Here is a 14,215-nt window from a genome sequence, read left to right as displayed (position 1 = left end):
ATTAGGCCTCCGCAGCATCAATAATCGCCGCTTTAATACGCGGATAAGTACCACAGCGACAAATATTACCCGACATGGCGTCGTTAATTTGCGCATCTGTTGGCTTAGGAGTGGTTTTCAGTAGCGCCGCCGCAGACATTAGCTGCCCAGCCTGACAATAACCGCACTGAGGCACATTGTGCTTCTCCCACGCTTGTTTGAGCTTTTCAGCCTCGAGCCCTTCAATGGTGGTAATGTTTTTGCCGCTCACCTGCTTAACACTGGTTAAGCAGCCACGCATTGGCTTGCCATCAACATGAATAGTACAAGCGCCGCATAAACCAGAGCCGCAACCATATTTAGTACCGGTAAGGCCAAGAATGTCTCTTAGCACCCATAGCACAGGCATATTGGGTTCGGCATTAACGGTAAAGTTACGCCCGTTAATGGTTAAGTTTTGGGTTGGGTTTTCCATTTATCTCTCCTTGCTGGCCAACCACAACTGCAAATCGGTTGGAGTATCAATATCAAATTGGGCATTGGCAATAGGTACTTCAGTTACCTTGCCGTGCAACTGAGCTTGCTTAATGATGGCTTTCGCGCCTTTATCACCCTCAAGCTGCATAAGTTTTGAAAATGCTGAATACGGGAATATTGCGGGCACGCCAAGTTGGTCGCGATAACGACTGGCACAAATCTGCCCGCTTTGTTTATAAGCATCGAATAAGCGCTGATAATCATCTGAGCGAATGGCGACCTGATCGCCAAGTGTTATCAACACGGCTTTTATCTGGTTGGTACTATCTTGCTTGGCTTGTTGATTGGCTTGTTGCTTAGATTGTTGACTGGAAAGTTGCTGAGCTTGCTTGTGCTCGCAAGGTTTACTGTTATCGCTGTCGTCATCTTGGTTATCAATGCTATTACCTTGATAAACAGCAGCTTGTAGACCCGCGATAATGGACGTTGAAATGCCCTGATGCCAGTCTGGGTTACAAACCACTTTTACCTTTGGTTCAAAACTTAGTAGTAAATCAGCAAGCTTTGCTTGGTAAGCACCTAACACCACTTTCGGTACGTTTAAGCCGTTGTTAGAGCTAAAACAAACTAGCTCTAACAAGCTAGTTTGTAGCACGCTGCATCCTGGCTGTAAGGGTTGCGCGAGTTTACAGTCACCAAAACGGCGACTACCACCGGCGGCTAACATCACGCATGCAAGCTCATTCGCTCGTTCAGGCGCTGTGCCTGATTCAAAACCAGAGGCTAACTCAGGCATTAGCTCATCACCTTATCTAGGGTGGTCATCTTGCTTTGATACAGCACACTATGGCATTGAGACAACATACTTAACGCAATAGAGCTTGGCAGCTCACCGCCCAAGGCAAGCCCAGCGGGCGCTGAGAACACGCCGGAAAAGTCATCCACCGTTAGTTCTGCTTTAGTCAGCACTTTATCGCGGCGATGCCCTGGCCCAAGCAGCGCCACATACTGCAGCGGGTACTGTGCCAAAACCCGCAGTGCATCGGCATCTAACTCAAGGTTGTGATGCAACACAAACGCGCAGTTGAGCGAGCTAAGTACATCACTTGGCAGCTCATTGGCTTTATGTTTATAAATCTTAGCGCCGGCAAAATCATAATTGCGAGCATAAGCACTGCGGCTATCAAATACCGACACTCGCCAACCCAGTAACTGCGCCATTTCACACACTGGCTTGGCATCTAACCCCCCGCCGAAAATACCTAAATGAATTGGCGCGCGTACGGGCACAGATAAAATGTGCTCAGGAGTATTCTCACCAGTCTCAAGGTTGAGCAGCTGAGTTTTTTCAGTAAAAGGTAAAGCTTGAGTGTTACTATGCAGCACTTCAACTTGCGCACTGAGTTCGTCACACGCAATAGGCTGAGATGGAATACTTAATTGATAGCGACAACTTTGGCCATGATTAAGCGCATCATAGAGTTTTAGCAACCCAAGGTAGTCGTTCGCCTTGGTCAGTGACACCAGCATAATAGTGACGATGCCGCCGCAACCAAGTTGATAGCTTTGATCAGACTCATCGCTGGCATCATAGGTTAGCGTTAAGGTTTGCCCTGTTTGCATCACCCTTTGGGCATGACGGCGTAAATCAGCCTCTAAACAACCACCGCTGAGCATACCTAGGCTTTTGCCAAGGGAGTCAAACAACATGATGGCACCAGGCTTACGATAGGATGAGCCAGACACATGAGTGATCACCGCTGCCACCCAATCTTGCTGATAGCTTGGTAACCAGGCTTCTAGAATTTCGCTAAGTTGCTGCGCCATATTCTGTCCATGAATAAATCGGTCGAAGATGCTCACAATGTGCAGGTAAAAAGTGAGCAGGTTTAAAAAGCAAAACAGTTGAGCAAATGTAAAGCGCTATTCATTAGCCCGACATGAACCTAAAGTCACATAAAACCATAAGTTTTGCAGGGCTTAACTCTACATTGTAAAGACACAAAACCTAAGCTAACAGAGCAGCTCAAACATGGAAAGTAGGAAAATGTTTCAGGGTTTATCGGCGGGTTTGGGTGCAAGCAAAAACACCTGGCTACTAGGTTTTCCAGTCCATTCTCAACAATCGCAATGATCAGATGAATCCCTAGCACGAGTGACCATGAGCAGGTTAATTTGCGCATAAATCCCATTATGTGCGCATGCGCGCTTTTACGGTATGGCGTAAATATGGATAATCTGGTATTTATAATCAATACAGTTGGTTAGCTGCATTCTCACGATTTATATAATTGGCAAAACGAGCATGCGCGTTAATCCCAATATGTGCGCATGCGCACTATATAAATGTTAAGCGAGAATCATGTTCGATCAAGCAATCAAAGAAATTGAGGGTTCTGGAGATATCATTGGCACGCCAAGATCTTTCCAAGACTATGTTGCCGAAACTAAATTAGGCAACAAACGTACGGCTCAATATATTTCAATAAACTCAATTAGCGATCTTACTTCTGAATTAAAGAATTCAGGTTACATGGTCTTCCGATTAGGATCACCAAAAGGCAGTCGCAACACCGAGTTCGCTCTCGCAAAAGCAGTGGAATCGTGGGCTGACTATTTCTTCATAGATGAAGATATATTCTCCAACAGTGAACTTGAGGTATTTTTGCCTAGCGCATCAATTCGTAGTTTATTTGCATTTCAGTTGCTTCCTACGCTAACAGAAACCTCAATAGTTAATTTAGCCATGGCTTCAGGTCTTCTAACAGAAGCTCTAGGTATAGAACAAGACAACAATCAAAGTATTCCAGCCACAGGTCAAAGTGTTTTTACTTTTGATTTTCAGCCAACTTCCCATAGCAATGAAGTGCTAACACACAATCAAGGCCAAGTAGAAATTGACGCATTATTCGTTGGAAAGCGAAAAGGAAAAGAATGCCTTTTCGTGATTGAAGCAAAATCGGGGAAAGAGTTTGATTCATTAGCCAAGCACAAACTCCTTTACCCAATGCTCGCTCTGCAAAATAACATTCCTGCCTACATGGAAGTTATTCCCGTATATTTAAGAACAATTAGAAAAGAAGGTTACATTGAGTTCAATATCGCAGAATGCTCCATCCCAAGAAGAAATGGCGTTTTCGGTGCGTTAAACGAGTTAAAAACAGAAAAAATATCGCGCTTCAGCTTACATGGCTATTAGCGCTTAACAAGTCAATCAACTACGCGCCTTTCAGGCGCCGGACGCAGCAAGCTGCGCCGGTTATTGAGGCGTTAGCTATCAAGTGGCATCACATGGAACAGTATGAAAAAGATAGAAAATGGCTATTCATAACATCGCTTTCGGCAATTGCATATACCGTAAGTGAATCTAGCATCTCAAAGATAAACTTAGGGTTTATCGCAATGAATAATGCTGGATCATTTTTAGGAGTAGCTATCTTCCTCTTAATATTATTCTTTTACATTACTTTCTATCAGTCTTGGCGAAAGGCTGTATACCCATCCATGCATGAGAATATCGATAATTATCTTCTTAAATACTTGACCTCTAAGGCTTTAGATGAGATTAGACAAGACGGTCCTTCTTCATGCAGTATCAATTACGTAGATAGAAAACTAGATAATATTAAGCTTATAGACTTATCAAAATCATGGTTTATATATGACTCTCAAACAAAGAGAGATTATCTAGATATAAGAATACAGCTTACTTATCCATATTCAGTAAATTGTTTTAGTGACATTGGTCATGTCGTATATCATTACAGCGAAAGAAAACTACGCAAGATTATGCCTAAATTCTGGATAAGCTGGGCACTTCACGAAAGCATATTTGTTAAAGATATTCTCCCGTATTTTTTAGGGTTTATCGGCATAGTATCTATTGTAATTTCTGGAATTAGCTAACAATCGCATTAAAGCCGGCAACTGAGACCTTCCCAATGATCTATCGCGAAGCTATGGAAGTTCATTGGAACAGTGAGCGCGGTTATCTCTATGCCACTAAGCCTCGAAAATGGGGCTACGTTGAGTGGTATCATCAAATAATCAAAGCAGCAGCGGAGCAAGGCTGTAAGCTGGTATTTTCTCCTAGTGTTTCGTGGGTAAATGTTTCTACCGAGCTGCAAACGCAAATAATAGGCGGGCAAGGTGCCACAAACACTTAACAAGTTGCTCAAGTACACTCCGGCCGAAAAAAGCGCGGCGTCCGCGGGGCAGCCTACAGTGTGTTCCGGCTGCCCTAAGCAAAGCGTGAATAGCACAAGGGAATTATGCAGATAGATTTGAGTACAATTAAAACGGAAGAACAACTACATGCTCTTTTGTCGTCAGCATTATCTTTCCCTGATTTTTATGGTCACAATTGGGATGCATTTTGCGATTCAATTACAGGTTTAGTTAATTTGCCAGCAAATATAGAATTTACGGGTTCTCAAGAGTTTCGGTTAGCTATGCCAAGTTCATATCACCAACTTACAACGGGCTTCACAGACTTAAAAATTGAGCACCCGAACATAAATTGCAGTGTGGAGTGGAGCTAATGCACCATAACAAAGCGTGATGAGTATGGATGAAACTAAACTTTGGAATTAGCTTAACCAATATGTGGATCACTATAAGTTCACTGGTAGCTTGCGCTGGAAATTGATTTCAAAATTGAAAGGCCAAAAAAGAAGTTGCTCAGATTAGAAGGTACGCCTCACTACCACCAAAAAGCTCAAGCGATTGCTTGAGCTTTTTTCTTTGTAATTCGGTTAAGGCCACGAATAAACCTAATTAAACTCGGCCTCTAGACTCTGTTGCTCTTGGACTTTTTGTACAAAGGCAAGCACATTGTCTCGCTCAAAGTGCTGACGCAGGTTTACTGCTTGCTCTAGGTCGAAATGTGGCTCTTTTGGATGATAGGAGATGTACTGGTTATTGATGCTTTGCATTTTAGGGATGACAAACACTAGTTGGTGATGCTTTGGTGATTGTGAGTAAAAGTGCAGGCTAAGATCGACTGAGCGCCCTACTCGCCACGGGCTATTGCCTAAACGCCAAAAGGTATAGCCGGTTTTAACTTTGGTTATCTCTTTATCGAGGGTGACGGCTTTAGCAATGGCTTTCTTATTCCATGATTCATACTTATAAATCGCTGACATTAGCGAGTCTGCCGCATCGCGAGACAACCTCACACCAACGACATAAATGCCCTCATAGAAATAGATAGTAAACTCATCTTTTTCGGCGTTGTAATCGATACTGGCATCAGCCGCTTTTAGGCGATTGATATCTTCATCAAAATACTGTGGCTGGATATTACTCACGTAACGTTCATCAGCACAGACGCCTGAGAACGACAGTAAGAGCAATACTAAAAGCACTAAAAATCTCACAATCCCCTCCTTGATCAAAAATTTTACATTTCTACGCTAAATAAAAATGAGTAATTACTCAATCAAAAAATCGTCACATTTGAAAAAAATGACACTTGCAGCCATCTTGATTGCGAATTTTAGCCAAGCTAAATCAGCCGGTTGCTTGAACACCTGCAATCCCACACACCTAAAAAATAGGCAACCACTTGGTTGCCTATGTCTTAATTGTGTCACGCTTAATACTGACTTCGACCGTTAGCCCAGTAACTGATCTGCCACAAACGGGTTGTGTTGACGCTCTTCCGCAAATGTCGACATTGGGCCGTGGCCTGGAATAAATTGGGTTTCATTGCCCAATGGCCATAGTTTTTTAGTGATTGAATTAATCAAATCTTGATGATTCGACTGTGGGAAGTCGGTGCGCCCAATAGAGCTTCTAAACAGTACATCGCCTACCCAGGCAGTTTTTGATGATGCTGAGTAAAACACTACGTGACCTGGCGTGTGGCCAGGGCAATGCACCACCTGCAGCTGTTGGTTGCCTAACTCAACAGTGTCGCCGTCATTCAAATATTGATTTGGAGTAAAAGCGCCAACTTCTGGGAAGCCAAAATTTTTACTTTGGCCTGGCAAATTCTCTAGCCAAAAGCTGTCGTCGATATGTGGCCCTACAATAGGGATATTTTGCTGTTCGGCAAGCGCTTGTGCACCACCAACATGGTCGATATGACCATGAGTAAGCAAAATTTTGACTAGCGTTAGGCCTAACTTTTCAACCTCTGTGGTAATGCGATCGATATCGCCACCAGGGTCGACGATTGCCGCTTGTAGGGTGTCTTTACACCAAATCACACTGCAATTTTGCTGAAACGGTGTTACCGGTATGATTTGATACTTCATGAAACTTCCCTCTAAATAAACGGCTTTAATGCGCTGAAAACGAGTTAGGTAGCGGCAAATCTTTGTGCATAATACACCTCAGATTTTACCTAACGCTATTTTGCAATTATTGCTGAAAAAAGCCTAGGGGTATTTGATCTTTATCTAAATAACCTCAACTCGGGATAATAAATCGGTTTCTAACGGCTAGTTTTTAACGGTAGCTTTTTTCGCAGTTGCTCGTTTTGAGGCTGGCTTTTTTGTCGTTGATGTTTTTGATGCCGCTTTAGCATTCGAAGCACCAGATTTACTGTAGCTTTTGCGACCTTTTCTTGCTGTTTTTGCGCCCTTGCCCCAAGATTTTTTAGCTGGCGCTTTAACGCCTTGTAATGCCGTAGGAATATGGGCTGCTGCTTGAGAGACAAGATGAGATACTTGATTAACCAATGGCTGCATAAAGCTGTCGTAGCGTAACTGTTTTTGGCTTATGGCATCTAGGCTTTGCTCCCACAGCGCTGTCATATCAGGCAAGGTAGCCGACTCAGGCAAGCTGTGAACTAAACCTTTGCCTACCTCGGTCGCTATAATCGCTTTGCCTGAGCGCACAACAAAGCCACGTTTAAACAGCAGCTCGATAATTCCTGCCCGAGTTGCTTCAGTGCCCAAACCATCGGTTTCTTTTAAAGTCTTTTTAATCTCTGCGTCGCTGACATAACGGCTAATGCCGGTCATTGCGCTAAGCAAGGTTGCATCAGTAAAGTGCTTAGGTGGCTGAGTCACTTTTTCTACCACTTCGCCTTGATGACAAAACAGCACCTGACCTCGAGTGAGTTTAGGCAGCTTGGCCAGTTCTTCACCATCCCCACTGGCAGCATCATCCTTAGCGCCGTTTTTCACTGCACTGCTGCTTGCGGGGAATAGCTGTTTCCAACCGAGTGATTTGTCGACTTTAGCTTTGGTGGTGAATCTGCCGCCTTGAATCGCTATTTCGACTTGAGTTTCGTCATATACGTAAGCCGGATAAAACTGCGCCAAATACTGGCGAGCGATATGTTGGTAAAGGTTCGCTTCATCGCGAGTTAGCGAGGCTAAGTTTGCCTTTTTCTCGGTTGGGACGATGGCGTGGTGCGCATCGACTTTTGAGTCGTTCCAGGCTTTAGAGACTAAAGATAAATCTGGACTGTCAATTCCTTGAGTGAGTTGCGGCGCATTGGCGCATATAGCCTGGGTAACAGCAGGAGCAAGTGCTAACTGCTCTTTAGGTAAGTGACGACTATCTGAGCGCGGGTACGTGATAAGTTTATGTTTTTCATACAGGCTTTGGCAGGTATCAAGCACAGCTTTGGCGCTTAAACCAAAGCGTTTAGCGGCGTCGATTTGCAGTGACGATAAACTGTAAAGCAGCGGTGGATTTTGCTTTTTGGTTTTGCATTCAAGCTTAGTGATTTTGGCTTGTTGACCGGTAATTCTGCCTGCCACGTTGTGCGCTAACCCTTTAGCAAGCACACGGCCATCTTCGTCCATGTAGGGTTCACAAGCTTTGCTTGGTTGCCACTTGGCGCTAAAGTTAGGCTCTGACTCATTTACGTCAGATAAATGCGCTAACACCTCATAGAACGGCTTAGGTTGAAAGTTTGCGATTTCTTCATCGCGGCGGACAATTAAGCCAAGTATTGGCGTTTGTACACGCCCAACAGACAATACACCTTGATAGCCAACCTTTTTACCTTGAATAGTATAGGCGCGGGTCATGTTCATACCATATAGCCAGTCAGCACGGCTACGAGCCAATGCTGATGTTGATAGTGGAACAAACTCACGGTTACTGCGCAGTTGCCCAAGTGCCCTTTTTACCGCGCTTGGGTTTAAGTCACTCACCAATAGGCGCTGCACCTTGGCAAGCTTGTCGCCCTTAACGCCTAAATGGGAGATGACCTCATCGACCAGCAACTGCCCTTCTCTATCAGGGTCGCCAGCGTTAACCAGCTCATTGGCTTGTTTTACTAACTTACGCAGTACGGTTAATTGGCTACGGGTTTTCGGCTTAGGTTTGAGCTGCCATTTTTCAGGCACTATGGGGAGATCTTCAATACGCCAGGATTTGTATTTGTCGTCATAGGCATCTGGCTCGGCTTGCTCAAGCAAGTGACCGATACACCATGACACGCAATCGCCGTTAGCCGCGGTAATAAACCCCTCAGCTTTTTTAAGTGGCTTAGGTAGCACATCGGCAATAGCGCGACCAAGACTTGGTTTTTCGGCAATATATAGACGCATAGAAAACTGGACAAAGCACTGTATGAATTAACAGTACTTTACCCAGCAAAGCGGTAAAGCGCAATAGCAACAATCAACAACAGCTGATTTGATTAAATCTAGGTGCTTTGCGCTCACGCCGAAAAAGGCTTACAAATGCTTTAGCTTGCTAATCAACCAAACATGCCAGCAACTGAGATTCCATGCCATCGTCAATGGTACTTTTTCCGGCTGCATTAGCTTGCGAAATCAACTCAATACGGCTCTCGAAGCATTCATCAAGCTCAATTTCGGTAATACCGTCCGGCGTTAAGTTGTAGCCAAATACTCCCATGTCGGTGATAAACACGGCTTTCATACGCTCTACCACCAAATTAACTAATAAACGCACCAATGACTGACGCGAGAACACTTTATCTGGCGCAAAACGCCAGCCGACACTGTTGTAGCCTTCACCTTGATTGCTGGCTTTAATCAAGCCGCTTTCTGGCATAGGCAGATCACACGCGAGTGGTTTAGGTTTGCCGTGATGATGGTGGTGATGATGTGTACTGTTGGATAAACCTTGAGTTTTACCCTCAAGCGCACTTAGCGGCAATTTACCATGCTCGGCAAAAATCACTTTCGCATCAGGGTTAGCCTGATTGACATAAGCAATGAGTTGCTCAGCTTCATCAGCGCGATACAGATCTTGCTTATTACCGACAATCACATCAGCAATGACAATTTGCTGATTAAACGTATCGTGCTCAGTATATTTAGGCTCAGCTAGTTTACGGGCATCAACCAAAGTGATGGTTTGCTGCAGCGACAATACCTGACGGTAATGCTCAGATGACAACACCTCAAGCACTTCTTTAGGGTGACCTAAGCCTGTTGGCTCAATCAATAACCTGTCTGGCTTAGCAGTGCTGAGCAGTTGATTTAACGCGATCTCCATCGGCAAACCTGCGGCGCAGCACATACAACCGCCGGGTACTTCTCGGATAAAGACTTGCTGCTCAGCATGCTGGCCTTGAAACAAGCTGCCATCTACACCGATTTCGCCAAACTCATTCACCAGCACTGCCCAGCGTTCATGCTCTGGCTTGTGCTCAATTAGGCTCATAATGGTTGAGGTTTTACCCACACCAAGAAAGCCGGTAATGATGTTGGTAGGTACCTGAGAGATAGGGTTAGAGCTCATTAGCAATTCTCCGGTAACCTTCAACCAGGGTATGGTTTGCAGAAACCACAGACTCAGAAAATGCTGAATATTCTGGTGGTACTTTAGAGATAGTATTTAAGTCAAAATCTGGGCCGATGTTAGTCATTGGCGGCACGTGGAACTGCTCTGGTAAGTCTAAGCCATCAACCACACTGTTATGACGAATAACGCAGCCTTTACCAATTTTGGTAGAAAACACTACGGAGTTAAAACCAATGAATACATCGTCGCACACTTCACATGGGCCGTGGATAATTGAACGATGGGCAATAGAGCTACGCTCGCCAATCGTTACCGCTGCGCCGGCTTTTGAGTGAATAACCACACCGTCTTGGATATTGGTGTCGCGCTTAATAATAATTGGCTCCATGTCGCCTTGTGCGTTCACTTCATCAGCGCGGATAACCGCATAAGGGCCAACAAATACGTTTTCTTCAATGATGACTTTGCCGCAAATAATGGCGGTAGGATCAATAAACGCCGTTTCTGCGACCACAGGCATGTGCCCAGTTGGATTTTTTCTTAGCATGACAGTTCTCGTTAATGTTGTTTTATTCGTTCTATTAAATCAGGAGCGCTAACCCCAATTGGTATGACAAATCACCGCTCAAACGCTAATGCCATTGCAGCATTTGGCGCTTCAATAAGCTTGTCGCCATCAAATACCTGCTGACCATTTACCCAGGTGCCTGCAATTCGTGATGTGAATTCATGGCCAGCAAATGGCGTCCAATTGCAGTGGTATAGACAGTTTTCATCAGTCACTGGTGTGGTTTTCGCTAAATCAACTAACACTAAGTCGGCATAGTAGCCTTCGCGGATATAGCCACGCCCTTCAATAGCGTAACGAATCGCGACATTGTGCGCCGTTTTTTCAACTACTTGCTCTAGGGTTAAACGCTGATGCTGAACATGATCAAGCATGGTAAGCAGTGCATGCTGCACCAAGGGTAATCCGGCTGGCGCTTGCTCATAAGGCACGTTCTTTTCTTCAAGTGTATGCGGCGCATGATCGGTGGCGACAACATCAATTTGCCCTGTGTGCAATGCTTTACGCAGCGCGTCACGGTCGCTTTGGTATTTAATTGCAGGGTTACATTTAATGCGGTTTCCGAGCAGAGCGTAATCGTCAGCGCTAAACCATAAATGGTGCACACAAGCTTCGGCAGTAATTGACTTACCCGCAACAGGGCCTGCTTCAAATAGGTCTAGTTCTTTGGCTGTGGTGATGTGCAGCACATGCAATTGACTGTTGTGTTTTTTAGCTAGGTTTACCGCATAGCTAGACGATGCATAACAAGATTCATCGTCACGCAGTTTTGGGTGATCTTCTATCGTCAGCGGTGAGTGGTCTTGCTTAAGCTTTTGCTGGTTTTCGGCAATAACAGCGCCATTTTCACAGTGGGTCACAATCAATACAGGTGAATGCTCAAAAATCGCCTCAAGCGCTTGTGGATGCTCAACTAGTAAATCGCCAGTTGATGCCCCCATAAATACCTTTACGCCGCAGTGACGCTTGGGGTTAAGTTGTTTAATTTGCTCAAGGTTGTCTTCGGTGGCACCAAGATAAAACGAGTAGTTGGCAGCAGAGTTTGCAGCGGCGATGTCAAACTTGCTTTCAAGCGCATCGATTGTGGTGGTTGATGGGCTAACATTTGGCATTTCCATATAGCTAGTAATTCCGCCAGCCACCGCTGCGCGAGACTCTGTGGCGATACTGCCTTTATGAGTTAGGCCAGGCTCACGAAAATGCACTTGATCATCAATCATACCCGGCAATAAATATTTGCCAGACGCATCAATGAGTGTATCGCCAGGCTTTGCGTCAATATTTGGTGCAATTTCGGCGATTTTACCTGCTTTTATATATACATCTTGCTGAGTAATGCTGCCTTCGTTAACGATACTGGCATGCTTGATCAATGTGGCTGTCATGGTTTGCACTCTTTATTGATGGGGTATGTTGTAAACCTAATTGCAAACTCGAGTAGATCTTATTGAGTATTTGCCGCACTAGGTTCACAATAACGATTATCGATTAGTGAATAGCGGTTTATTACAGATTAACATGGATATGATACAACATATCATTTTAAGCTCAAGCGGATGAGGGTGCATTAACCGCTAATCTGAAAATAATTGAGATAAATTAAGCGTATATAAATACTGACAGTTCACACTAATCGTACGTGACTCATAGTGTCGATTGACATCATTTGGGCACAAACATTACTGTCGAGTATTAGCAATAACAACGATATCGCCGAATAATAAAGATTGACCTAAAGAGAGTGCTTATGAATTTTAAAGTCCCTACACTTGTTGCTGCAATGATTTGCGCACCTACTGCATTTGCTGCTGATAAGCACGTACACGACCAAGGTGAAGTTTTTTTCATCAATGAAGGCAAGCAGTGGAATGTGCAGTTTAATATTCCTGCCATTAACGCATTTGGTTTCGAGCACCGCGCTGAAGATAAACAGCAACAAGCAGCTGTGACTAAGTTTGCCAAACTGGTTCAAACCGCAAGTGATGTGGTCAGCCTAAATGCTAGCTGCAAGCTCGTGTCAGCGACAGATAATGTGGAAAAACAATTTGCTTTAGGTGCACATGCTCACGATAAACATGATGACAAGCACGAGCATGATGACCATGACAAGCACGAGCACCATGATCACGATAAGCATGATCATGACAAACACGAGCACCATGATCACGATAAGCATGATCATGACAAGCACGAGCATCATGACCACGATAAGCATGACGAACATAATCATGCCGATGCAGAGTTTAGCTATGTATTTGAGTGTGATAAGTCAGTTACGTCAGCAGAATTTAACTTGTTTAAGTCATTGCCAACATTAACTCTGCTAGAAGCGCAGTGGATTGTGGGAAGTGCCCAAGGAGCGAAACCATTAACTCCTCAGGCAAGTTCGATTAGCTTTAAATAGCGTTAACGCGGATAACCTTGATCAGGCTATAGGGACGACCATCGCGCATCCCTGTAGCCAGCATTTCAATATTGTGCGCACCTTTTGCCTCAGCGAGAAACGATAAAATCAATTCGCCCTCAGCGCCTTCAAGCGACACTGTAGGCTCTGACTCAATCACCAATTGAGCACCTGATTTAATCTCTAACGCCATGTCTTTATAAAAGCGCGGCACACGGTATTGAATTGGGATTTCGCCATGCTCACCGGCAGACACAGTGACAACATCTTCGTGCTTGAGCTTGAACCTTGGTACAGGCCTGAAGTTGCCTGGACCTGGACCGTGCTGCGCACCAATTGCACCAAACATTGGGCCTGAATGATACTGACAAGCTTGAGCTTGCTGCACTCCTTGCGCACTAAAAAGCCCAAGGGCAACGCCTACAGCCAGCAGTGATTTTACAGTTTTCATTGTTGGACCTCCGGTTCCACATAAGGAACGATAGTATCAACATCAAGTTGATAAGCTGCACTTCCTATGTCTCTTTCCGTCATGGCGATAGCCATTGTGCCTTCAAACCAATATGGCGAGTAAGTTGACGCCATAATGTCGATGCCCTCTTCTACTTTCGAGTAAAGCATTTGGTTTGGCGGTGGCGGCGGCATGTGCAAACAAGCGCCATAATATGGCACGATAAAGAACTCGGTTAGCTTATCTTGCTCGTTGTACACTAAAGGTACAATAAAGCCGGGAATTTTGATATCTGCATTATTGAAAGAATCAACTACACGGGCAGATGTCAGGGCTTGGTAATAGCGACCTATCTCACCACCATTTTTAGCAAGCTCTTGTAATGAATCAATATTATCATTGCTTGCGCCATCTTCAATGTTATAGATTTCTTCGGGCGGGTTTAAGATGATTTCTAGCTCATCTGCAGGCATTAACGCATCCCACACCAACTCTTGATAGTTTTTGTCAACGACGACCGGCTTCTCAGCAGGCTTATCGTAGTAAAAATAGCCCCCTGCAGCAGCTGCCGCTAATACGACTAAAGCGATTATTATATTCTTCATTGTTCGCCACAAACTTTAACCAATTAGGGCGGACAATATAACATAAC

General features: G+C 44.6%; 16 protein-coding genes. 5 read left to right on the top strand and 11 right to left on the bottom strand.

Going from position 1 to position 14,215, the window contains the following annotated elements; translation table 11 throughout:
- Window position 1 precedes the first annotated feature (1 nt).
- Genes G3R49_RS06830 through G3R49_RS06820 form a run of 3 tightly spaced genes read right to left on the bottom strand, consistent with a single transcriptional unit; the run spans window position 2 to window position 2,283 of the window.
- Complete coding sequence (locus tag G3R49_RS06830; RefSeq protein WP_130597664.1) at window positions 2–454, bottom strand: (2Fe-2S)-binding protein; 453 nt, start codon at window positions 452–454, stop codon at window positions 2–4.
- Window positions 455–1,252 carry an NTP transferase domain-containing protein gene (locus tag G3R49_RS06825; RefSeq protein WP_167869112.1) on the bottom strand — a complete coding sequence of 266 codons (798 nt, stop codon included), beginning with the start codon at window positions 1,250–1,252 and terminating at the stop codon, window positions 455–457.
- Complete coding sequence (locus G3R49_RS06820; RefSeq protein WP_167869111.1) at window positions 1,252–2,283, bottom strand: XdhC family protein; 1,032 nt, start codon at window positions 2,281–2,283, stop codon at window positions 1,252–1,254. The genes G3R49_RS06825 and G3R49_RS06820 overlap by 1 nt, the downstream gene beginning before the upstream one ends.
- A 535-nt stretch (window positions 2,284–2,818) precedes the next feature.
- Here G3R49_RS06820 and G3R49_RS06815 point away from each other — a divergent pair.
- The 4 genes from G3R49_RS06815 (at window position 2,819) to G3R49_RS20330 (ending at window position 4,997) form a co-directional block, all read left to right on the top strand.
- Window positions 2,819–3,655 carry a hypothetical protein gene (locus G3R49_RS06815; RefSeq protein ID WP_167869110.1) on the top strand — a complete coding sequence of 279 codons (837 nt, stop codon included), beginning with the start codon at window positions 2,819–2,821 and terminating at the stop codon, window positions 3,653–3,655.
- A 92-nt stretch (window positions 3,656–3,747) separates the two neighbouring features.
- Window positions 3,748–4,362 (top strand): hypothetical protein, encoded by a 615-nt coding sequence (locus tag G3R49_RS06810; RefSeq protein WP_167869109.1) that lies wholly within the window; start codon window positions 3,748–3,750, stop codon window positions 4,360–4,362.
- Between the two features lie 2 nt (window positions 4,363–4,364).
- Window positions 4,365–4,622, top strand: coding sequence for a hypothetical protein (locus G3R49_RS06805; RefSeq protein ID WP_348633917.1), 258 nt, complete (start codon window positions 4,365–4,367; stop codon window positions 4,620–4,622).
- A gap of 105 nt (window positions 4,623–4,727) precedes the next feature.
- The gene (locus G3R49_RS20330) at window positions 4,728–4,997 is read left to right on the top strand and encodes a barstar family protein (protein ID WP_167869107.1); all 270 of its coding nucleotides are present in this window, start codon (window positions 4,728–4,730) and stop codon (window positions 4,995–4,997) included.
- 231 nt (window positions 4,998–5,228) lie between these two features.
- On the opposite strand, the gene G3R49_RS06795 is transcribed toward G3R49_RS20330, so the two are convergent.
- The 6 genes from G3R49_RS06795 to G3R49_RS06770 form a co-directional block, all read right to left on the bottom strand.
- Entirely contained in the window at window positions 5,229–5,834 is a 606-nt protein-coding gene (locus G3R49_RS06795; RefSeq protein ID WP_130597669.1) for a hypothetical protein, read from the bottom strand.
- Between the two features lie 237 nt (window positions 5,835–6,071).
- Entirely contained in the window at window positions 6,072–6,716 is a 645-nt protein-coding gene (locus G3R49_RS06790) for an MBL fold metallo-hydrolase (protein ID WP_167869106.1), read from the bottom strand.
- 186 nt (window positions 6,717–6,902) lie between these two features.
- Complete coding sequence (locus G3R49_RS06785; protein ID WP_167869105.1) at window positions 6,903–8,972, bottom strand: DNA topoisomerase III; 2,070 nt, start codon at window positions 8,970–8,972, stop codon at window positions 6,903–6,905.
- A gap of 148 nt (window positions 8,973–9,120) precedes the next feature.
- Entirely contained in the window at window positions 9,121–10,137 is a 1,017-nt protein-coding gene (locus G3R49_RS06780) for a GTP-binding protein (protein ID WP_167869104.1), read from the bottom strand.
- On the bottom strand, window positions 10,127–10,687 hold the full coding sequence (locus G3R49_RS06775; RefSeq protein WP_130597672.1) for a DapH/DapD/GlmU-related protein: 561 nt from the start codon (window positions 10,685–10,687) through the stop codon (window positions 10,127–10,129). Before G3R49_RS06775 ends, G3R49_RS06780 begins: the two co-directional genes overlap by 11 nt.
- Window positions 10,688–10,758: 71 nt before the next feature.
- Window positions 10,759–12,093, bottom strand: a complete 1,335-nt coding sequence (locus G3R49_RS06770; protein ID WP_167869103.1) for a dihydroorotase — start codon at window positions 12,091–12,093, stop codon at window positions 10,759–10,761.
- A gap of 362 nt (window positions 12,094–12,455) precedes the next feature.
- On the opposite strand from G3R49_RS06770, the gene G3R49_RS06765 reads away from it, so the two are divergent.
- Entirely contained in the window at window positions 12,456–13,112 is a 657-nt protein-coding gene (locus G3R49_RS06765) for a DUF2796 domain-containing protein (protein WP_167869102.1), read from the top strand.
- Here G3R49_RS06765 and G3R49_RS06760 read toward each other — a convergent pair.
- Together G3R49_RS06760 and G3R49_RS06755 are read right to left on the bottom strand one after the other, a co-directional pair.
- Complete coding sequence (locus G3R49_RS06760; protein WP_130597674.1) at window positions 13,105–13,563, bottom strand: hypothetical protein; 459 nt, start codon at window positions 13,561–13,563, stop codon at window positions 13,105–13,107. The genes G3R49_RS06765 and G3R49_RS06760 overlap by 8 nt on opposite strands.
- Window positions 13,560–14,168, bottom strand: coding sequence for a DUF3299 domain-containing protein (locus G3R49_RS06755; protein WP_130597675.1), 609 nt, complete (start codon window positions 14,166–14,168; stop codon window positions 13,560–13,562). The genes G3R49_RS06760 and G3R49_RS06755 overlap by 4 nt, the downstream gene beginning before the upstream one ends.
- Window positions 14,169–14,215 lie beyond the last annotated feature (47 nt).

The organism is Shewanella sp. WXL01 (genome assembly GCF_012263345.1).
Lineage (GTDB): Bacteria > Pseudomonadota > Gammaproteobacteria > Enterobacterales > Shewanellaceae > Shewanella > Shewanella maritima.
The sequence above is the reverse complement of the archived record's forward strand: the minus strand, read 5'-3'. Positions and strand labels throughout refer to the sequence as shown.